The following is a 19101-nucleotide window of genomic DNA, read 5'->3' as shown; positions in this document are numbered from 1 at the left end:
AGGGCCTGCTCGTCATGAGTCCCTGCAATCGTCTCGGTGGCCGTCTCATACCGTCATGAGCCGATGTGTCCGGCAGGGAAGGACCTGTCGCCGAAGAGGATCCGCCGCGCCGACGCCTGCCCGAGTGGCGTACGCAGCACCGCGAATGCCGCCTTCGCGACGGCAGGCGTACGAACCCTGTCCAGTCCCCACCGCATCGCGAGCCGCCCGCGGAACCGCGCACGGAGCACAGCGCCGTCGAAGTGCGCCAGCGCCTCCGACCGCCCGGAACACAGCGACTCGTCGAGAACCGCGGCCGCGAGCTCCGACAGTCGCAGGCACGGGTCGAGGCCGCCCGCGGTGAGTGGCGAGACCGCGCCGGCGGCGTCCCCGACGAGCAACCCGTCGGCGCAACTGATCCGGCGCAGCAGGCCGCCGACCGGGATGGGCCCTCCTCGTCGTTCGACCGCATCGGGACCATCAGGGCGCTGCACACCCTCCAGCCCGGGCGCTGAGGAGGCGAACCGTTCGAGCGCCCGGCGAAGACCTTCGGGAAAGCGGCTGGCGTAACCAGCCGTACCGACGTGGGCGTGCCGGCCGTCGTTCACGACCCAGGCCAGGTAGCCGGGAGCCAGCGAGGGATCGAGTACGCAGTGGAAGGTCGGCGGCTCGTCGCCGCGCGGGATCTCGTACACCTCCTCGGCCCCGACCAGCAAGGTGAGGTTGCGGTCGAGGCCGAGGTCGCGACCGACTCGCGATCTCGCCCCGTCAGCCCCCACGACGAACCGCGCTCGTACCTGGCTCGGCCCTGTCCGCCCGACCAGGCTGTAAACCTGGCCTTGCCGGCCGGCATATCGCGTACCCAGCAGGACGCGTACGCCGGCATCGGTCGCGGCAGCAGCAGCCTTCACGTAGATGGGCGCCATGTCGCCGACGCGGTACTCGTCCCGGGTGCTCTCCAGCGACACCGGCCTCCGCAGCCCGGGCGGGTAGAGCACCACCCGCCTGATCGGTGGCCCCAGACACTCGGCAGGCAGGGGAAAGTCGTCGAGAGTCCTGCGGACGAATATCCCGGTGGTACGAATCGCACCGGCGAGACCGGGTCGCCGTTCGGCGAGGAGAACCTCATGTCCCTGCCGAGCAAGCAGAGTTGCGGTCCGCAGCCCGGCCAGTCCCGCGCCGACGACCAGCACGTCGACGGTGTCCACGTCAGTCCGCCCTGCCGTTGTTCTGCCACCGCAGCAGGTCTCCCGGCTGGCACTCGAGCACCTCGCACAGGGCTTCGAGGGTGGTGAAGCGGACCGCCTTGGCCCGGCCGTTCTTGAGGACCGCCAGGTTTGCAGGAGTGATTCCGACGCGTTCCGCGAGTTCGCCCACGGACATCTTCCGCTTGGCCAGCATCACGTCGATGTCGACGACGATCGGCATCAGATCACCTCGTCCAGCTCCGACCGCAACTGCGCCGCCTCGACGTCGCGGGCGACGGCCTGGGCGAGCAGCATCCGGAGTACGACCACGACGAGTGCGACCCCGAGGACCGCCACGGCAGCGCCGCAGATCAGCAGAACCATGCCCGGCGGAACGGCCTCCCCCGGTGCCAGGACGACCGCCAGCGCAAGCAGCAGAACGGCCGCCGCCACGATCGCGGCGATCACGACGTGGACGTACCGGAAGGCGCCGTAGGAGAAGACGGTCCCGCGTCCGACCATCCTGACCAGCTGCCAGACACAGACCAGGACCACCTCGACCGCGACGAACCCCAGGACGAGGATCACGATGAGGGACGTGCGCTGGTACGCGACGAGCTCGACGTCCGGGTCCCGCAGATCGACGGCCAGCAGCGGGACCATCACCGCCTGCACGACCAGCGAACCCGCGAACAACGCAACGAGCACCGCCCGCAGCGCGAGCACCGTCAGCTTTCCCATCAAGCCTCCCCGATCGACCGTCGATGGAAATCTATCGTTTTTCGATAGGCGCAGCAACTGATTCGGCGTGCACTCCTAAGCTGGCGTGATCTTCGGTCGCGACAAAGGGGAGCTGGTACCGGTGAACGACGACACGACCATCAGCCTGCGGATGGCCGAGGTCTCCCACAAGTTGGTGGCGAAGCTCCCCGACGATGACGTGCGGGCCGCGTTCGTGTTCGGCTCGGTCGCGTGGGGCGATGCCGACGAAGCCAGCGACATCGACCTCATGCTGTGCCTGGACCGCCCCGCGGACTACCGCGTGGTGACCCGGGTTCGGGTGGCAGACGTCCTTGGCCGCACCACCCCGGAACCAGCGATGTCGCCGGTGTTCGTCGACATCGACCGGATCTCTGCCGAACGTTTCGAGAACGCTGTCGCCGAAGGCAACTGGCACGCCCGCGTCGCCCACTCGCTGGTCCTTGTCGACACCGACGGCTGGTTCGCCGATCTGCGCGCCCGAGTCACCGCCACCTTCCAGGACCCGGACACGTGCGCCCGGAGAGCCAGACCCTGGTATGACGCGAGCCGCACCCACTCCGACGGTGCTCACCACGCGCTCGCCGACGACGACCTCACCCTCGCGACGTTGCATGCGCGCCTCGCGCTGGAGAACGTCGCCGTGGCGCTCATCGAGACCTGCGCGCTGCGTACCTCCGCCACCCACTTCCTGGCCAACGCCCGGCGCGCGCTGGAGACGACGGGACGCGGGCACCTTTACGAGCCACTGCGGCGGGGCCTCGGTCTCGACGTCGACCTCGAGTCCGCGGCGTACGGAGCGGAGGCTTTCGGCATGCTGGCCGAAGCGTTGCGGGGATGGATGGCCGACCCGGAGCTCGTACGTGAACTGGCGCCGGAGCACGTGGCGTGGGCGGCGTTCACCTATGCGGACGAAACGTACGAGGAGGTCGCCCACAAGGTGGCGGCCATGCGCGGTGCCGGGCGTGCCGCCGACCTGGCGTCCTACCTCGACGGATTGCTGAAGGTGCCCATCCGGATGAACCTCGGCAAGGTCCTCAACCTCCGGCTGAACGACTCGTCACAGGTGCCGACGGTCGCGGAGTTCCATGAGGCCCTTCGCACCGAGCCCGCGTTGTTCGAACACTGGCGCCGGGGGCTGCGGCTACCCGCAGACCGGGCAGAGATCACTGCCGCGTTGGAAGCGGCCGCTCAACTCCGCGACAGCATCACCTCGCGGCAGGTGACCTGAGCCGTCGACAGCAGCCCCTCCCCCGCGTCTCTCCACCGGCTGTCATCGGACCCCGCACGGGCGGAAGCCCTTGTTCACAGCCCAGCACTGGCTCGACAACATCGGCAGGGTCATCGCGTCGCCACCCACAATCGATGTCTTCTGTCACCGAAGGAGGAGTGACCCGGTCCCCTCACGAAACGTCGTCGCCCGTACCTCCTTGTTCGCGGTGTTTCATCTCGGCCTCGAACAGGTGCCGCGGCAGGTCGCCGGCGCGTTCCCGGGCGGCGCGTTCGACGTCGCGGAACACACTCCAGTAGTTGTCGTCGTACGCCTCCACGAGTTGAAAGCTCCATCCACCGTCGACGACATCGCGTCCCACCAGGCAGTCCTCGATCTCCTCGGCAAGTTCTGGATGGCCCGCCTCACGCAGCTCGGCGACCGCATCCTGCAAGGTGAGGTCCGCGGTGCCGCACAGCCGATGGAACTCATACAGCACGCCGCGCGCATGCTCGACGACCTCGAGCGCCTCGGACAGCTTTCCGACCGCGGCGACGGTCGCGTCACTCACACCGTCCGGGCGGCGACGAGCGACCGGCCGGTCGGGATGCTTGGCGGTGCCGTGCCGTTCGGGCAGCGAAGTCATGAGGAGCCGCTACCCCGTGACCCCGGGTGAAAACGTCGGCGGCGCGCGTGCCCTACCTGGCGGTGACGCGACAGCGGAGCGGACCGTTCGCCCGGAGCGTGATCCCCAACGCGAGCGGCACGTCGGTGTCGATCGCGGTGAGTTCGTACGCCTGTAGAACGACCGCCACGGCCAGGACGGACTCCAGCATCGAGAAGCGCTGCCCGATACAGGCGCGCGGGCCACCGCCGAACGGGAACCACGCGTACCTCGGCCGGGCCGCCTCCGCCTCCGGTGTGAAGCGCTCGGGGTCGAAGCGCTCGGGATCGTCCCAATAGGCAGGGTGGCGGTGGGTGACCCAGGGGCTGACGAACACGTTCGCGTCTCCCGGAACGCGGTAGCCGTCGACCTCGGTGTCCTCGACCGCCCGTCGGCCGATGGCCGGCGCCGCCGGGTAGAGCCGCATGGCTTCCTTGACGACCTTCGTGACGTACGGAAGCACGTCGACGTCGTCCGCACCGGGCCGGTGCGTCCCCAGCACGCGGTCCACTTCCTCCCGGGCAGTGCGCTGTGCATCCGGGTGACGCGCGAGAAGGTGAAGTGCGAATGCCACCGACGTGGCCGTGGTCTCGTGGCCGGCAAGGAGGAAGACGAGCACCTGGTCGCGGATCTCACTGGCGGAGAGCCGGTCGCCGTCGGCGTCGGTCGCGTTCGCCAACAGGCCGAGGAGGTCGGCCATCCCGTCCTCGTGCCCACCGGTGTGAGCGCCACTCGACTGACCGTCGGCGTGATCGCCTCGAGCAGGCGGCTGGCGGCGGTTCCGCGCGATGATCTTGTCGCACACGGCGTGCAGTTCGCGTTGCGCCGCGGCGGCCCGCCGGTTGCCGGGCGTCGGCCAGTGTCGTGGAAGGGTCGCGGGGGCGAACCCACGCTGCCGGGTGTAGTCGGCGACCACCGGGAAGCACCGTCGTACGACGTCGACGGCGACCTCCACGTCAGCGCCGAAGAGGATGCGGGAGACGATCCGCAGGGTCAGGCCGGTCGATTCCGTCAGCAGGTCGACGGTCCGGCTCGGTGCGTCGCGCCAACGCTCGATGGCAGTGGACACCTCGTCACACATGGTCGCGGCGTAGGAATCGACCCGGCGACGGGTGAACAACGGCTGGACAAGCCGGCGCTGGCGGAGGTAGTCCGCGTCCTGACTGGTGAGCAGGCCGTCGCCGACCGAATCCCGGACCTCGAGGTAGAACTTGTTGTCCTTGCGGAAGTTCGCCGAATCGGCGGCCAGGACCTGCTGGGCCCCCTCGGCGGAGAACACTCCGTAGAACTCGACCCTGAGCCCGGGCGGTCCCGCCACGAAACGTACGACGTCGCCATGCTCCCGCCGTGCCCGCGAGAAGGCATTCAACGAGTTTCGTTGCAGGTCGAGCAGCGACCCGATCACAGGGAGCCCAGCTGCGGACGGTGCGAGTACGGCAGTCATACGTCCCCCGTGAGGTGGTCCGGTGAATTACTGGGACACCTTGCTGCCGCCCAGTATCCGGCCGGCGTACGGAGTGGACAACACCGTCGGGTTCGGCTCAGTGGCTACTCGCCGGCGTAGGTGCCGAAGCTCCAGAGGTTCCCCTCGAGGTCGCGAACGGAGACCCCGCGGTTGCCGTAGCCCTCGTCCTTCAGGCCCGCCACCACCTCGGCGCCGGCGGCGGTGGCACGGGCGAACAGCGCGTCGGGGTCCTCGCACACGACGTACACCAGGTCGGTTCCGGGACCCGAACTCGACGGCGAACCTCCGGGCCAGGTGCTGCCGGCTCCAGCCGACCTCGCCCGCCAGGTCGGCCACGGCCACGTGCCGCCGGAGGCGACGATCAGCCGCCACGCCCGGCGCAACTCGGCGGAGAGCGGGTTGTCGATCACCAGCCGGCGCAGCACCGCGTCGCACGCCGCGAACCGCTCGTCCCAGGTGGCGGCGTACTGCATCCGCTCCCACAACTCGTCGCCGGTACGACCCACCACCTCGTTCAGCTCCAGCGACGTGTCCCACAACCCGCCCGCCGGAAGGCCGAACAGAGCCCGGCAGCCGTCGGCGGTGAGGTGGATGGCCACACCCTCCTGATCGCCGCTGTGGGAGATCAGCGCCGAGGTGGCCTGGAGTCCCGAGAGCACCGCGCGGTACGACCTGGGCGCACGCGTGGGATCGGTGTGGACGGCGACGTCGATCGCCGGGCCGACGGACACGATGAACGTGAGGGAGCCCGACGGCAGGCCGCGGTGGATTCCGGGCGCGAAGCCGAGGTAGCGGTAGCCGGAGTAGCGCTCGACGTAGGGGGTCAGTGACAGGTGGGGCGTACCCACCGCGGACTCCGCGACCGTCTCCATGCCGACGACGCTACCCCGGCCGGTGTGGCAGCGAGCCGGGATGACCCCGGACTCGCCGATACCTGCTTCATGCGATGGGGAAGTCGAAGTACGTGTCCGGGTAGGGCTCCTCCCTCAGCGTGTAGTGCCACCACTCGCAGTCGTACCTGGCGAAGCCACTGTCCTCCATGACCGAGCAGAGGTACTGCCGGTGCTTGGCTTCGGCCGGTGTGATCCCGCGTGCACCGAGGTGTGAGATCGGATCCATCAGGTCATGGCCACCGCCCATGGAGGCAAGCTCGCCGGTGGCCAGGTGGTAGAGCGTCAGGTCGACGGTACTGCCACGGCTGTGACCGGATTTGGCGGCCACATATCCCTTTTCGAACATCTCGGCCCGGGCGATGTTCGGATAGTGCCGCAGCTTCGTCCGGCCGTCCTCCCGCTGGTTCGACCAGCGTACGAAGCAGTCGACCGCACGCTGGGGCCGATAGCCGTCCCACAGGAGCAGGCCGAAGCCGAGGGACGCGGCCCTGCCCTGTGCTCTCTCCAGGGCGGCGCACAACGCCTTCGTGCCGACGATGCGGTTCGCCAGGTATCCGTCCACGGGCTTGCCGGTGAAGTTGTCCCAGGTGGCGTACTTCGCATCCCAGCGAATTCCGGGAACGCACTCGTCGACGAAGACGAAGTCGTCCCTCACCGGATCCTCCCGGGCAGCGCAAACGACACGATCCGGTCGATCACCTCGGCGAGCGGCAGGCCGGCGGCCGCCATCATTCTTGGGTAACGGCTGTAGGACGTCATGCCGGGGAAGGTGTTGACCTCGTTGAGGACGACCGTTCCGTCGTCCTTCAGGAACATGTCCACGCGGGCCAGCCCGCGGCATCCCAGCCTGCGGTAGATCTCCCTTGCCGTCTCCTGTACGGCCCGGCGCGACTCGGCCGGAATGTCAGCGGGGACGATCGGAGTCGAGTTCTCCGAGCCGCTCTCGGGCCGTCTCTCCTGATGGATCCTGAAGAAGCCGTGGGACAGGGCGATGCGATCCGGCTCGCCGGTCACCAACTCCAGGTCGTCACCCAGTACGGCGCAGCCGACCTCGCTGCCGGTGACCGCCTCCTCGATCAGCACCTTCGAGTCGTACCGCCTCGCGGTCTCCACCGCACCCGGCAGTTCCTCTGCGCACGTCGCCTTGCTGACGCCGAACGACGATCCCGAACGCGCCGGCTTCACGAAGACGGGGTAGGTGAACTGCTCGGGGTCAGGCTTGTCGTTCGTTGTGACGGTCCAGAAGTTCGGCGTCGCGATCCCCGCACTGCCGGCCACGGTGTAGGCAAGGGACTTGTCCATGCACACGGCCGAGCTCTGGACATCGCAACCGACGTAGGGGATGCCGGACAGCTCCAGCAGACCCTGCATCGCACCGTCCTCACCTGACCTGCCGTGCAGAACGGGGAGTACGACATCCAGCCTGATGGCCGTGTAGCGCCTGTGCTTCAGGACGAGCAGGCCGTGCACGCTTCTGTCCGGTGACAGCATCGCCGGGTGCGAGCCGTCGTCCTCCCAGCCCGCGTCGGGCCCGTCACAAAGTCTCCATGTGCCGCCCGTCGTGATCCCGATCCAGAACGGCTCGTACTTCCTCGGATCGAGGTTCCTCGCGATCTCCCGTGCGGACTTGACGGAGATGGGATGCTCCTCCGACGTTCCCCCGAAGATGATGCCGATCCTCAACCTATTCATGACGTTCCCCGCTTTCGAAGCTCAGGCAGTTGGCGAGACTGTTCTCCACGGTGTCGCTCAGGGCGTGGTCGGTGTAGTACGCGATGTGTGGGCTGACGAGCACGTTCGGCAGTTGCTGCAGGCGCGACAGCGGCAGGCCTTGGATGGGCTTGTCCCGGCAGTCGGCGTAGAAGACTCCCTCTTCCCCTTCGAGAACGTCCAGCGCCGCGCCGCCCAGTTCACCCTTCTCCAGCGCCGAGAGCAGCGCCTCGGTCTGCAGAAGCGATCCGCGTCCGGTGTTGATGACGAACGCACCGGGCTTGAGCTTCGCGAGGCGCCGAGCGTCCAGAAGGTGATGGGTGTCCGGGGTGAGCGGTGTGTGGAGCGTGACGATGTCACTGCGCCGCAACAGGTGGTCGAGAGGGACGTACTCTGCGTCGCTCACGGGCTGGCTGTCGTGGGCCAGCACCCGGCAGCCGAAGCCACTCAGCCTGTCCATGACCGCCCGGCCGATGCGCCCTGTCCCGACCACGCCGACCGTCAGGTCGCGCAGCTCCTTCCCGCGTACGTCGCCCAGGCGGTAGTCGCGCGCGTCCACCCGGCGGATGGTGGACTTCGCGTGGCGTATCACCATCAGCATCAGCATGAGCGTGTAGTCGGCCACGCTGTCGGGTGAGTAGGCGACATTCTCCACAGCGATGCCGAGGCTGCTCGCGTACTCCACGTCGAGATGGTTGTAGCCGATGCTCCTTGTGGAGATGTACTTCACGCCGACCCGGCTGAGCGCGAGAAGGGCGGGATTCGTCACCTGAGACCTGTGGCCGATGCTGACGCATCGGTTTCCGGATGCCAACTCGACGTTGACTTCGGACACCCCTGCCTCGGTGATGGTCGGCCGCACGCCGAACCGCGGCGCCAGCGACCGGAACAGCGCGGCCTCGTCATGGCCGCATCCATAGATCGTGATTCCCCTCATCCCACAAGTCAAGGCTGCCTGGCGTTGCCGGCCCGTATCCGGTTTTCGATACGCCGCGGATATGTGGCAGCGGCCGGCGCGGACGCGGAGCCGTTGGCCACGTCCGGCCATGGGCCTGAGTTGACAATCCGTCCGCCATGAAGGGAACGTAGGAAGGGTTCGACCTAATTCGTATTAGGCCACGAGGACAGTGATCGTTGTGACGACCGGGACGACCTCGACCCCAGCGGGTGACCAGGACCAGAACGCGCCGTGGCGAGCGTTCCGGACCGAGGAGTTCGCGATGCTGCGATGACGAGCCGCCAGCCGCGGCCCCGGCAGCGCGACATCGCCAGGGTAGCCGGGGTCTCCCAGGCCACCGTTTCCCTTGTGCTGAACGGGAAACCCGGCGCGGTCGGCCTCGCGGCGGAGACCGTCAGCCGGGTCCACGAGGCTGCGCGGGAGCTTGGCTACGTCGCCGACCCGATCGCGATGCGGCTGGCCCGCAGGCAGAACTTCCTGCTCGGCGTACACACCTTCAGTGCGGCCTTCCCCGTCGACATCGAGAACTCCTACTACCCATTCCTCGCGGGAGTGGAACAGCAGGCCGCCGCGCGGGGCTACGACCTCGTCCTGTTCACCGGCGCAGCGCCCAGCGGCGACCACCCGGCGCGCGCCGACGCGGTCCACCGGCTTCGCCTCGCGGACGGCTGCATCCTCTTCGGGCGGACGGTCCCGGTCGCCGAGATCGCCAGGCTGCTCGACGACGACTATCCGCTGGTCTACATCGGCCGCCGCGACGAGCTCGGAGCCCGGCTGCCCTTCGTCGGCGCGGACTACACCGACGCGTCCAGGCAGGTCGTCGAACACCTCGCCGCGCTCGGGCACGAGCGGATTCTCTACGTCCGCGAGCCGGACGACGCGCTCGCCTCCGACGACCGCGAGAAGGGCGTCAAGCTCGGCTTGGCGAACGTCGGCCTGACTGAACATGCTCCGGCATTCGTCCGAAGCGACGGAAGCGACCTCACCCCGGCGTGGGTCCGGCGGCAGCTCGAGGCAGGTGTCACCGCGTTCGTCGCGGAGACCACCGACGTGAGCGCGGCGGCGCGGGCACTCACCCGAGCCATCGCGGGCGCGGGCCTGCGCTACCCCTCCGACGTCTCCCTGGCCCTGCTCGGCGAGTACGTCGTACCGCCAGTGGACGAGCCGGCCGTCACCGGGTTTGCCGTACCCCGCCGTGAGATGGGACGGGCCGCGGCCGACCTGCTCATCGACCTGCTCACCGGAGCGAGCGTCCCGCCGGAGCGCAGGCAAACGCTGATGGAGTGCGAGTTCGTTCCCGGCGAGACCGCGGGCCCTCTGCCAGCCGCCCACGCCAGTCCGCAGACCAGAACCAGGACCGGCACCAAGAACAGAGCCAACCACAGAAGAGGACAAGATGCCTGAGCTGAACACGGACGTGCTCGTCGTCGGCGGCGGCCTGGGCGGTGTGGCTGCCGCGCTCGCGGCCTCCCGCGCCGGACGACGGGTCGTCCTCACCGAGGAGACGGACTGGATCGGTGGGCAGCTGACCAGCCAGGCGGTCCCGCCGGACGAGAACCCCTGGATCGAGCAGTTCGGGGCGACCGCGACGTACCGCGAGCTCCGTGAGGGCATCCGTGGCTACTACCGCCGGCACTATCCGCTCCGCGCCCGCGCCGCCGCGGATCCCCGGTTGAATCCCGGCGCGGGGCGGGTCAGCAAGCTCTGCCACGAGCCCCGGGTCGCGCTCGCGGCCCTGGAGGCCATGCTCGCGCCGCACCGCTCCGCCGGCCGCCTCACGGTGCTGCTCGAGACGGTGCCGGTGGCTGCTGAGACCGACGGCGATCACGTCCGCGCGGTCGAGTTGCTGGACCGGCGTACGGGCCGGCACATCACCGCATCCGCGCCGTACGTCATCGACGCCACCGAGTGCGGCGACCTGCTGGCGTTGACGAAGACGGAGTACGTCACCGGCGCGGAGTCACGAGACGAGTACGACGAACCGCACGCACCGGCCGAAGCCGCGCCGGGAAACCAGCAGGGATTCACGTTCTGCTTCGCGATCGATCACCGAGCCGGGGAGGACCACACCATCGACCGGCCGGAGACGTACTCGTTCTGGCGTGACTACCGCCCTGCCTTCTGGCCCGGCCCACTGCTCGGGCTGTTGGCACCGCACCCGCGGACGCTCGAGCCGGTCCCCCGCACCTTCGCGCCCAACCCGGACGAGGATCCGCTGGACATCACCGCCGACCAGAGCAAGGATGGCGGCGACCTCGACCTGTGGGTGTTCCGGCGCATCCTCGCCCGCGGACTGCACGAGCCGGGCAGCTTCGACTCCGACATCACCCTGGTCAACTGGCCGATGAACGACTTCTGGCTGGGCAACGTCGTAGACGTCGACGAGAACACTGTCAACGCCAGCCTGACAGCTGCCCGGCAGCTCAGCTTCTCGTTGCTGTACTGGCTGCAGACCGAGGCACCGCGGCCGGACGGCGGGACCGGCTGGCCGGGTCTGCGGTTGCGCGGCGACGTCACGGGATCGGCCGACGGGCTGGCGAAGGCGCCGTACATCCGGGAGTCCCGGCGCATCCGTGCCGTCACCACGGTCACCGAGAACGACGTATCGCTCGACGTGCTCGGGCCTTACGGCCGGGTCTCCCACGCGGACTCGGTCGGCATCGGCAGCTACCACCTCGATCTGCACCCGAGCACCGGCGGGGACACCTACATCGACCTGGAGAGCGTGCCGTTCGAGATCCCGCTCGGAGCGATGATTCCCAGGAGAGTGCGCAACCTGTTGCCGGCTGCGAAGAACCTCGGGACCACCCACATCAGCAACGGCTCGTTCCGGCTGCACCCGGTGGAGTGGAACATCGGCGAGGTCGCCGCCCGGTTGGCGGCGCACTGCCTCGACACCGGAACCGAGCCGCATCAGGTGCAGGGCGAGGAGTCCCGCTTCGCGGAGTTCGCTCAGGTCCTCGACCGGGCCGGAGTCGAACGCCGTTGGCCCGACGTGAGGGGGTATTGACATGACCGACCACACGCTCACCTACACGCGCGATCCCACTGTCGGAGCAGGAAGACGTTCTGGTCGCGGCGGCGGCCCGGCCGGGATCGCGGCAGCCGTCGCCGCCGCCAGGCTGGGGGCCCGCACCCGTCTGGTCGACCAGCGCGGCTTTCTGGGCGGGGGGTGATGCTGCGGACTCTCCCCTACACCTGGCTGCTGGCCGTCTGCGGGCTGGTACTGACGACCTGGCGCTTCATGGAGAGGGCTGCTCGCGGCGCAGTGCCAGGTGGGCCGCCGTGAGTAGGGTGATGTGCCATGGCCCTCGACCTGACGCCGATCGACGCCCGTGGACTCACCTTCGACGTGGCGGCCGGCGGTCCGGAGCACGGTCCGGCAGTCCTGCTGCTGCACGGCTTCCCGCAGCACGCCGGCGAGTGGGACCAGGTGGTCCCGTCGCTGCACGCCGCCGGGCTGCGCACCTACGCGCTCAACCAGCGGGGCTACTCCCCCGGCGCCCGGCCCGCCGCGGTCGAGGACTACCGGATGGCCGAGTGCGTCGCCGACGCGGTGGCGGTGCTGGATGCGCTGGGCGTCGACGTCGCGCACGTCGTCGGCCACGACTGGGGTGCGATGGTCGCCTGGCAGCTGGCCGCCGGGCAGCCCGACCGGGTACGCACCCTTACGGCCGTGTCGGTGCCGCACCCGGCGGCGTTCGCACAGGCCCTCGCGACCGATGCGGACCAGCGTGAACGCTCGTCCTACATCGAGCTGTTCCGGCAGCCGGGCAAGGCCGAGCAGGTGTTGCTCGGCGACGACGCGGCGGCGCTGCGTGGGGTGTTCGCCGACGTCGCTGCGGAGCGGGTCGAATCGTACGTCGCGCCGATGCGCGAGCCGGGCGCGCTGACCGCGGCCCTGAACTGGTACCGCGCGATGTCTCTCAACGATGTCGCGGGCCCGGTCACCGTGCCGACCACGTTCGTCTGGAGCGACGGAGACGTCGCGATCGGCCGGACCGCCGCCGAGTCGTGCGCCGCCCACGTCACCGGCGACTACCGGTTCGTGACCCTGAACGGCGTGACGCACTGGATCCCGGACGAGGCGCCGGACGCGGTCGCCGAGGCGGTGCTGGCCCGGATCGCCGACTGATCCCAGCCGAGCGTCAGGCACTGTAGTCGGCGCCCGGCTTCCAGTCGGCGAAGACGTAGTCGTCCTCGGACACGTTCGCCCCGGACGACTTCGCCTTCGTCATGGCCTGTTGCCGGTCGGCCTCGCTGGCGTCACTCAGCTTCTTCAGCTCGCTGCGGAGGTTCTTGATCGAGCCACCGAGGTATCCCTGGACGATGTTGCCGACGTGCGGGGTGATCGGCTTGCGCTGGGCGTCCACCTTGGCGATCTCGGGGTTCTTCACGATCGCCTGTGGCATCAGGAACACGTGGCCCTTGCAGAAGCTGACGGCCTTCTTGTACGCACCGATCGCGTCGGAGTTGGCGACCAGGTCGAGGTCCAGCGGCGGCTGGTCCATCGCCGCGATCATGCCCTTCTGGTACTCCTCCGACATCAACGACGCGATCAGCTTGGTGGCCTTCTCGGGGTCGCGGCTGTCCGGCGAGACGAACCAGGTGGCGCCGGGCCGACCGCGGTAGGTCCACGGCCTTGCATCGGACGTCGGCGTCAGGATCGGACCGAAGGCGATCTTGTCCACGAACGTCGGGACGAGCGCCTTCGACCCACCGGCGCACCAGATGCCGTCGACGAAGATGCCCACCGCTCCGGCGGCGTACCGCGTCCGTGCGTCCACCACGCTGAGGTTGTTGGTGCCCGGCAGCATGTACTTCGAGTCGTACAACTCCTTGAGGAACTCCACGACCGTGATGTAGGCGTCGTCGTGGTAGGCGTACTCGCCGGTGGTGAACTTCAGCCCCTGGTAGCCGGGGAAGCCGGCCGCCTGCGCCAAGTCGTCCACCTGGTCCCGGATGCGCCCGCCGTCGGCGCCCAGCGCCAGCGTCATCGGCTTGACCCCCGCCGACGCGAGCTTGCGGCAGGCGTCCTTGAATCCGTCGTAGTCGGTGGGCGGAGTATCCGGGTCGAGCCCGGCCTTGGTGAGATGGTCCTTGTTCATCCACACCAGGGTCGAGCTCTGCCGGAAGCTGAACAGCGGGAAGCCGTACAACTTCTTGTCCAGACTGGTGATCCCGTCGGTCAGGCTGTTCTTCGGGATCTTCGCCAGTACGTCCGCCGGCAGCTTCAGCTCGCGCACCCAGTTGCCGGCGACGAGCGCGGCCAGTGGGAGCCCGACGACGTTGGAGTAGACGTCCGGCATCTTCTTCGCCTGGTGGGCCAGCTGGAACGCCTGCCCTGCCTTGGACGCGTCGTAGTAGGTGTGCTTGACGCTGGTTCCCAGGGCCGAGGACCGCTTCGCCGCCCAGTCGTCGTTGAGTTTCTCGAACGAGCTGAAGTGGTCCGCCCAGTCCAGCGTCCCGGCGCCGCCGTCCGACGAACCGCCGGAGCCACCGCCCGAGCCGCCGGTCTTCCCCGATCCTCCACAGCCGGCGGCCAGCCCGGCAGCGGCCAGTGCCGAAGTGGTGAGGAAGCCGCGGCGCGTGAGTCGAGTCATGATGGATGCCACTCCTTTGTGTTCACCGGCCGGTCGTGCGGGTCAGGACTTCACAGCACCTGAGATGCCATCCACGAAGTAGCGCTGCAGGAAGCAGAAGAGTGCGACCACGGGCAGGATCGAGATCACCCCGGCCGCGGCCATCCCGGACCAGTCGGTCGCGGTCTCGCCGACGAAGGCCTGCATGCCCACGCTGACGGTGCGAAGCTCCGGCCGGCTGAACGAGAACACCAACGGAAGGAAGAAGGAGTTCCAGGTCGTGATGAACGTCAGCACGGCGACGGTCGCGGTGACCGGCATCGCCAGCGGAAGCATCACCGAGAAGAAGGTGCGGACGAACCCCGCACCGTCGACGACCGCCGCCTCCTCGAGCTCGCGCGGGATCTTCCGGAAGTAGCCGTAGTAGATGAGGATCGCCGAGACGTATGCCCCACCGCTGAGAGCGAGGATCATCCCGGCCAGCGAGTCGATCAGACCCAGCTGCATGGAGATCCTGACGATCGGAATGATCGTGTAACCGGTCGGGACGAACAGCGTCGCCACCAGCACACCCATGAAGATGCGCGATCCCCTGAAGCGGAAGCGCGCCAGCACGTACCCGCAGGTCGCACATCGGATGGTGACGATCGCGACGGTGACGACGGTGATGACCACGGTGTTGACCAGGTAACGGCCGAAGTGCGCGTCGTTCCAGGCCCGGGTGTAGTTGGACCAGACGAGGTGCTTGGGAAAGAGGTCGAGTCCGCCGGCGAACATCTCCATGTTGTCCTTGAGGGACGCGGACACCATCCAGACGAACGGGAACACCCACAACAGTGCGGTGCCGACCAGGAAGGCCGCCGCGATCCACCACGGCAGGCGCCGCGCGACCCTTCCTGCCCGCAGCGTCCGCTGCGACTGCGAGCCGTGCCGGACGCCGACCGTGGTCTGATGAGTCATGGTGTCGACCTCCTCATCCGGCGGGCGGTGTGGACGCCCCACAACTGGATCGCGCCCACGACCGCGACCAGCAGCCCGAACAGCACCGCGGCCGCGGACGCGTGCCCCAGTTGGGGAATCGAGGCGGCGAAGGCCCAGCGGTAGATGTAGATCTCGATGATCTCGGTGTGGAAGTAGGGTCCGCCACCAGTCAGTGTGTACATCAGGTCGAAGTTGTGAAACGTCTCCTCGACGGTAAGCACGGTGATGATGATCAGGAACGGCTTCAGCAGCGGCAGCGTGATGTGCCGGAAGATCTGCCGGGCGCTCGCCCCGTCGATCCGGGCCGCCTCGTAGATCTCGTGCGGGATCGTCTGCAGCGCGGCCAGCCAGTAGATCATCGTGACGCCGAAGAACTTCCAGATGTAGAGCACTGCCGCCGTGGGCAGTGCGGTGTTCTGACCACCGAGGAGGTCGATGCCGTTCACTCCGAACGCCTGCAAGACGCTGTTGACGGGGCCGGTGGCCGGGTCGAGAACGAACCGCATCACCACGCCGATGATCGCCGTGGTGGTGACCACGGGGATGAAGAACGCTGACCTCAGCACGCCGACCAGCGGAAGCCTGGGTGAGTTCAGGACGATGGCCAGCAGCAGGCTGAGCAGCACCCGGGCCGGCACCACCAGGACCATGAACAGCAACGTGACCTTGAACGAGTTCAGGAAGAACGGGTCCTCGAGCACCTGCTGGTAGTTCGCGACTCCGACGAACCGCTGGTCGGCGTCGAACCCGTTCCACTCCACCAGCGAGTACCAGTAGCTCGCGACGATCGGGTAGAGCGTGTAGACGCCGTAGAGAACCACCGTGGGAAGCAGGAAGATCCAGATCCAGAAGGTCCGTTTCGGGTCCCGGCCGGAGGGCGCGCGCACCTGCGCTGTCGGGGCGCGCGCCGCCCGCTTCGCCTCCCGCCGCGTGAACGGTATGGATCTGGTCGTCATTGGCCACGCCCGCTCATGGTCGTCGCTCGTCGAACGAATCCGGCTCAGCGAGAAGGTCTCGCGTTCAGTCGGTGGGCTCCAGGATCAGCAGCGACACCGCAGGCAACGGAAGGGAGATGCCGAACGTGACACTGCTCGAATGGGCCTCGACCGTGCGGGCTGGCTCGAACTCCTCAAGCCCCTGTCTCGCGGTGATTTCGGCAAGCTCCTTGTCGGTCGGGTCCTGCGGCGACCCGAGCGACCTCCACACGGTGTGCGCGTTGCTGTGCTCGGCATCCACCCGGTAGTGGCGTAGCCGATACTTCCGCGCCGGGAGGTTGCGCAAGGTCAGATTGACGGCCGTCTCCTGCTCGCTCGTGTGGTACTGGTCGTCGATGTGCCGCCACACCAGCGCCGTCAAGGTGCCGTTGTCATCGCGCGAGGCGAGGACGTCGACCTCCTCGGGCATGCTGGAGCCATCGGTGTCGTCCAGCGCACGGACGTTCCAGGCCGCGTCGGAGGTCGCCTCGACCCGCTCGTCGCCGAGCAGTGACAGCATGCGGTACGCGTTCAGGAACGGCTTCTCGATCCCTCCGGCGGTGAGGAACGATCGCGTGCCCTCGAAGAACCGCTCCCCCTCGAAGTAGAAGCTCCACGAGGTCGCCCGCTGCACCTGCACGGTCTCGTTCGCGTTCAGGTCCAGGATCTTCTTCATCAGCTTGACCTGGAAGACCGGGTAGTACTCGGTGTTCTGGAACTCGTAGTTGCGGTTGTCGTAGCGGCCGAAGTGTGCCGGGACGGCTGCGTCGCACTCGTCCACGATCGCCGGAAGGTTGCGGTAGGGCTCGTACGTGGCGATGGCCCGGTTGAACTCGCGCAGGTCGTACAGCATCTTCGTCGACGACGGGTTCAGCCGTTCGGTCGGCTGGCTGTCGACCGGGCGGTACTCCCGGGTCGGGAAGCGACATCCCTTGGTGTGGTAGGAAACGAAGTCCAGCGGCTCGTCGCGGCTGGAGGTGTAGTCCAGGAAGCCCTTGAGGAACTCGAGTCCGCCGCTGGTAACGGTCGGGCCGCCGACCTTGGCGTTCGGGAGCACGTTGCGAACGGCCCGTGCAGTCACGGTGTAGAGCTCGTTGAACTGCTCCGGGGTGCCCCGCCAGTAGTTGATGTCGGGTTCGTTCCACAGTTCCCACAGCCAGGTGAGCACCTCCGCCTCGCCATACCGCTCCAGGCAGTGGCGTACGAGCGCCTCGACCAGGCCGCCCCACTTGTCGTAGTCGCGGGGTGGGTAACCCCAGGTGCCGGCCTCGTAGGAGGTGTAGACGGTCGGGCTCGGGGTGACGGTCAGCTCGGCCGCCTCGGGCGGCACCAGGTCGCGCGGGGTGAAGCCGAGTTCGACGAGCACGTGGTGCCCCGCGCCGACGATCGCGTCGTATGCCTGGTCGACGATGGTGAAGTCGTAGTACGGCTTCCCGTCGTCGTCCTCGTGGTAGACGTTGCCCGAACCCCAGTGCGGGATGCCGAACCCGCTGCCCGAGCAGAAGACGTAGTGCGGGCGCACGTGGTAGCCGCCACCGGAGAACTCCCCGAACTTACGCAGCAGGCGTTTGCCGGTCGGGGTGTAGGTCCAGTTGATCTCGTCGTATCCGATGCTCTCCCAGACCCTGGTGAGCGGCCCCGAGACGGCGGAGGCGTCCACGTCGACACGCGCTGCCAGCACGTGCGGTGCGTCGGGATCGCTGGGAGCCGCGGGCGGAAAGGGCCCGAGCCGGACCCTGCTGACGTGAGCGGACGTATCGGTGCTCATAACCCTGGAGCCTCACTTCTTGGTGGGGAGGCACTTCCGGACCATGACGCGAGATTGGCCACGAGTGTCTCCCGGTGATCCAAAAGGTGTCAATGACAAATTGTTTACAATCCCTGTCCGATCTGCGACAGTGCCAGCGGAGTGGTTCTGCCGGAACGCCGGCTCAGAAACGCTGCGCGGGCACGTCCGCCCGGACACCTGCCCGCCACGCCGGCCTGGAGGAGGTGGCCTCCTGATGCCCGAGGGCATCGTCTCGCCGCTGCCGTCGCAGCGCGCGCTCGGGGACCTCGTGACCGACGTACTCCGCGAGATGATCACCACGGGACGGTTCCAGCCCGGCGAGCACCTCAAGGAGTCCCAGCTGGCCGACGCCCTCCAGGTGAGCCGTGGCCCGATCCGGCAGGCGTTCGCGCGTCTGGAAGAGGAGGGACACGTCGAACTCCGCCGCCACCGGGGCGCGTTCGTGAGCACGCTGACCAAGGCCGACATCGAGGAGGTGCACACTCTTCGCGGCGCCATCGAACGGCTGGCCGCAAGTCGAGCTTGCACCCGGATGCGGGGCGAGGGCTTTGCGGAGATGGACGCCGTGCTCGAGCAGATGAAGAAGGTGCACACCACGCCCGATCCCGAGGACGCCGCCCAGCTCGACATTCGGTTTCACGACATCATCTACGCGTACTGCGGGCACAGCCGGGTACAGCGGGTGTGGGCATCCATCCGCGGACAGGTGACGGTCTTCCTCCGCGCCCGCAACGCCAGCTTTCCGGACTTTCTCGATGTAGGGCACGTTGAGCACCTGGAGCTTCGGAACGCCCTCGCGCTCGGCGACCCGCAGGCCGCGCAGGACGCGATCGACAAACACATCAGTGGGGCGTACGAGCGACTGAAACGGCTCAACCTGCCAGACCGTGACCCCGCCGCGACGGAGAACCGTCCCGGCTGAGCCGTGGACGCCGGCCCGCCCGCTCCGG

General features: G+C 68.2%; 19 protein-coding genes. 6 read left to right on the top strand and 13 right to left on the bottom strand.

Annotation, left to right across the window (positions count from 1 at the left end):
* Positions 1-53: 53 nt before the first annotated feature.
* Genes ABZV93_RS08565 through ABZV93_RS08555 form a run of 3 tightly spaced genes read right to left on the bottom strand, consistent with a single transcriptional unit; the run spans position 54 to position 1907 of the window.
* Positions 54-1187, bottom strand: a complete 1134-nt coding sequence (locus ABZV93_RS08565; RefSeq protein WP_354932440.1) for an NAD(P)/FAD-dependent oxidoreductase — start codon at positions 1185-1187, stop codon at positions 54-56.
* A gap of 1 nt (position 1188) precedes the next feature.
* Complete coding sequence (locus ABZV93_RS08560) at positions 1189-1407, bottom strand: helix-turn-helix transcriptional regulator (protein ID WP_354932438.1); 219 nt, start codon at positions 1405-1407, stop codon at positions 1189-1191.
* Positions 1407-1907 (bottom strand): DUF2975 domain-containing protein, encoded by a 501-nt coding sequence (locus tag ABZV93_RS08555; protein ID WP_354932436.1) that lies wholly within the window; start codon positions 1905-1907, stop codon positions 1407-1409. Before ABZV93_RS08555 ends, ABZV93_RS08560 begins: the two co-directional genes overlap by 1 nt.
* A gap of 121 nt (positions 1908-2028) precedes the next feature.
* On the opposite strand from ABZV93_RS08555, the gene ABZV93_RS08550 reads away from it, so the two are divergent.
* Entirely contained in the window at positions 2029-3156 is a 1128-nt protein-coding gene (locus tag ABZV93_RS08550; RefSeq protein ID WP_354932434.1) for a nucleotidyltransferase domain-containing protein, read from the top strand.
* A gap of 172 nt (positions 3157-3328) precedes the next feature.
* On the opposite strand, the gene ABZV93_RS08545 is transcribed toward ABZV93_RS08550, so the two are convergent.
* From ABZV93_RS08545 to ABZV93_RS08520, 6 genes are all read right to left on the bottom strand, one after another.
* Entirely contained in the window at positions 3329-3781 is a 453-nt protein-coding gene (locus tag ABZV93_RS08545) for a hypothetical protein (RefSeq protein WP_354932432.1), read from the bottom strand.
* 52 nt (positions 3782-3833) lie between these two features.
* On the bottom strand, positions 3834-5243 hold the full coding sequence (locus ABZV93_RS08540) for a cytochrome P450 (protein WP_354932430.1): 1410 nt from the start codon (positions 5241-5243) through the stop codon (positions 3834-3836).
* A 104-nt stretch (positions 5244-5347) separates the two neighbouring features.
* A complete protein-coding gene (locus tag ABZV93_RS08535) occupies positions 5348-6136 on the bottom strand; it encodes a VOC family protein (RefSeq protein ID WP_354932428.1) in 789 nt (262 codons plus the stop codon).
* 67 nt (positions 6137-6203) lie between these two features.
* Positions 6204-6812, bottom strand: a complete 609-nt coding sequence (gene vanX, locus ABZV93_RS08530; RefSeq protein WP_354932426.1) for a D-Ala-D-Ala dipeptidase VanX — start codon at positions 6810-6812, stop codon at positions 6204-6206.
* Complete coding sequence (vanA, locus tag ABZV93_RS08525) at positions 6809-7849, bottom strand: D-alanine--(R)-lactate ligase (protein ID WP_354932424.1); 1041 nt, start codon at positions 7847-7849, stop codon at positions 6809-6811. Before vanA ends, vanX begins: the two co-directional genes overlap by 4 nt.
* Positions 7842-8804, bottom strand: a complete 963-nt coding sequence (locus tag ABZV93_RS08520; protein WP_354932585.1) for a D-isomer specific 2-hydroxyacid dehydrogenase family protein — start codon at positions 8802-8804, stop codon at positions 7842-7844. Before ABZV93_RS08520 ends, vanA begins: the two co-directional genes overlap by 8 nt.
* 291 nt (positions 8805-9095) lie before the next feature.
* Here ABZV93_RS08520 and ABZV93_RS08515 point away from each other — a divergent pair, with 291 nt between their 5' ends.
* The 4 genes from ABZV93_RS08515 to ABZV93_RS08500 all read left to right on the top strand — a co-directional run bounded on the left by ABZV93_RS08515 (position 9096) and on the right by ABZV93_RS08500 (position 12960).
* Positions 9096-10229: a LacI family DNA-binding transcriptional regulator gene (locus ABZV93_RS08515; RefSeq protein WP_354932422.1), complete on the top strand. Its 1134-nt coding sequence runs from the start codon at positions 9096-9098 to the stop codon at positions 10227-10229.
* The gene (locus ABZV93_RS08510; protein ID WP_354932420.1) at positions 10222-11835 is read left to right on the top strand and encodes an FAD-dependent oxidoreductase; all 1614 of its coding nucleotides are present in this window, start codon (positions 10222-10224) and stop codon (positions 11833-11835) included. The genes ABZV93_RS08515 and ABZV93_RS08510 overlap by 8 nt, the downstream gene beginning before the upstream one ends.
* Position 11836: 1 nt before the next feature.
* A complete protein-coding gene (locus ABZV93_RS08505) occupies positions 11837-12001 on the top strand; it encodes an FAD-dependent oxidoreductase (protein WP_354932418.1) in 165 nt (54 codons plus the stop codon).
* A 128-nt stretch (positions 12002-12129) separates the two neighbouring features.
* Positions 12130-12960: an alpha/beta hydrolase gene (locus ABZV93_RS08500; protein ID WP_354932416.1), complete on the top strand. Its 831-nt coding sequence runs from the start codon at positions 12130-12132 to the stop codon at positions 12958-12960.
* Positions 12961-12973: 13 nt separating this feature from the next.
* Here the strand turns inward: ABZV93_RS08500 and ABZV93_RS08495 are convergent, their stop codons facing one another.
* From ABZV93_RS08495 to ABZV93_RS08480, 4 genes are all read right to left on the bottom strand, one after another.
* Positions 12974-14428 (bottom strand): ABC transporter substrate-binding protein, encoded by a 1455-nt coding sequence (locus tag ABZV93_RS08495; RefSeq protein WP_354932414.1) that lies wholly within the window; start codon positions 14426-14428, stop codon positions 12974-12976.
* A 42-nt stretch (positions 14429-14470) separates the two neighbouring features.
* Complete coding sequence (locus ABZV93_RS08490) at positions 14471-15367, bottom strand: carbohydrate ABC transporter permease (protein WP_354932412.1); 897 nt, start codon at positions 15365-15367, stop codon at positions 14471-14473.
* On the bottom strand, positions 15364-16344 hold the full coding sequence (locus ABZV93_RS08485) for a sugar ABC transporter permease (protein WP_354932410.1): 981 nt from the start codon (positions 16342-16344) through the stop codon (positions 15364-15366). Before ABZV93_RS08485 ends, ABZV93_RS08490 begins: the two co-directional genes overlap by 4 nt.
* Before the next feature lie 64 nt (positions 16345-16408).
* Entirely contained in the window at positions 16409-18130 is a 1722-nt protein-coding gene (locus tag ABZV93_RS08480) for a glycoside hydrolase (RefSeq protein ID WP_354932408.1), read from the bottom strand.
* Positions 18131-18365: 235 nt separating this feature from the next.
* Between ABZV93_RS08480 and ABZV93_RS08475 the strand changes: the two genes are divergently transcribed.
* Positions 18366-19073, top strand: a complete 708-nt coding sequence (locus ABZV93_RS08475; RefSeq protein WP_354932406.1) for a GntR family transcriptional regulator — start codon at positions 18366-18368, stop codon at positions 19071-19073.
* Positions 19074-19101 lie beyond the last annotated feature (28 nt).

It is taken from the genome of Actinopolymorpha sp. NPDC004070, assembly GCF_040610475.1.
Lineage (GTDB): Bacteria > Actinomycetota > Actinomycetes > Propionibacteriales > Actinopolymorphaceae > Actinopolymorpha.
This window is presented reverse-complemented; position numbering and strand designations above follow the sequence as displayed.

What these genes read in the sequence shown, in the direction of transcription:
- ABZV93_RS08560 (WP_354932438.1), bottom strand. Translation starts at nt 1,407, where the DNA reads ATGCCGATCGTCGTCGACATCGACGTGATGCTGGCCAAGCGGAAGATG.
- ABZV93_RS08555 (WP_354932436.1), bottom strand. Translation starts at nt 1,907, where the DNA reads ATGGGAAAGCTGACGGTGCTCGCGCTGCGGGCGGTGCTCGTTGCGTTG.
- ABZV93_RS08545 (WP_354932432.1), bottom strand. Translation starts at nt 3,781, where the DNA reads ATGACTTCGCTGCCCGAACGGCACGGCACCGCCAAGCATCCCGACCGG.
- ABZV93_RS08540 (WP_354932430.1), bottom strand. Translation starts at nt 5,243, where the DNA reads ATGACTGCCGTACTCGCACCGTCCGCAGCTGGGCTCCCTGTGATCGGG.
- ABZV93_RS08535 (WP_354932428.1), bottom strand. Translation starts at nt 6,136, where the DNA reads ATGGAGACGGTCGCGGAGTCCGCGGTGGGTACGCCCCACCTGTCACTG.
- vanA (WP_354932424.1), bottom strand. Translation starts at nt 7,849, where the DNA reads ATGAATAGGTTGAGGATCGGCATCATCTTCGGGGGAACGTCGGAGGAG.
- ABZV93_RS08520 (WP_354932585.1), bottom strand. Translation starts at nt 8,804, where the DNA reads ATGAGGGGAATCACGATCTATGGATGCGGCCATGACGAGGCCGCGCTG.
- ABZV93_RS08515 (WP_354932422.1), top strand. Translation starts at nt 9,096, where the DNA reads ATGACGAGCCGCCAGCCGCGGCCCCGGCAGCGCGACATCGCCAGGGTA.
- ABZV93_RS08510 (WP_354932420.1), top strand. Translation starts at nt 10,222, where the DNA reads ATGCCTGAGCTGAACACGGACGTGCTCGTCGTCGGCGGCGGCCTGGGC.
- ABZV93_RS08505 (WP_354932418.1), top strand. Translation starts at nt 11,837, where the DNA reads ATGACCGACCACACGCTCACCTACACGCGCGATCCCACTGTCGGAGCA.
- ABZV93_RS08500 (WP_354932416.1), top strand. Translation starts at nt 12,130, where the DNA reads ATGGCCCTCGACCTGACGCCGATCGACGCCCGTGGACTCACCTTCGAC.
- ABZV93_RS08495 (WP_354932414.1), bottom strand. Translation starts at nt 14,428, where the DNA reads ATGACTCGACTCACGCGCCGCGGCTTCCTCACCACTTCGGCACTGGCC.
- ABZV93_RS08490 (WP_354932412.1), bottom strand. Translation starts at nt 15,367, where the DNA reads ATGACTCATCAGACCACGGTCGGCGTCCGGCACGGCTCGCAGTCGCAG.
- ABZV93_RS08485 (WP_354932410.1), bottom strand. Translation starts at nt 16,344, where the DNA reads ATGACGACCAGATCCATACCGTTCACGCGGCGGGAGGCGAAGCGGGCG.
- ABZV93_RS08480 (WP_354932408.1), bottom strand. Translation starts at nt 18,130, where the DNA reads ATGAGCACCGATACGTCCGCTCACGTCAGCAGGGTCCGGCTCGGGCCC.
- ABZV93_RS08475 (WP_354932406.1), top strand. Translation starts at nt 18,366, where the DNA reads ATGCCCGAGGGCATCGTCTCGCCGCTGCCGTCGCAGCGCGCGCTCGGG.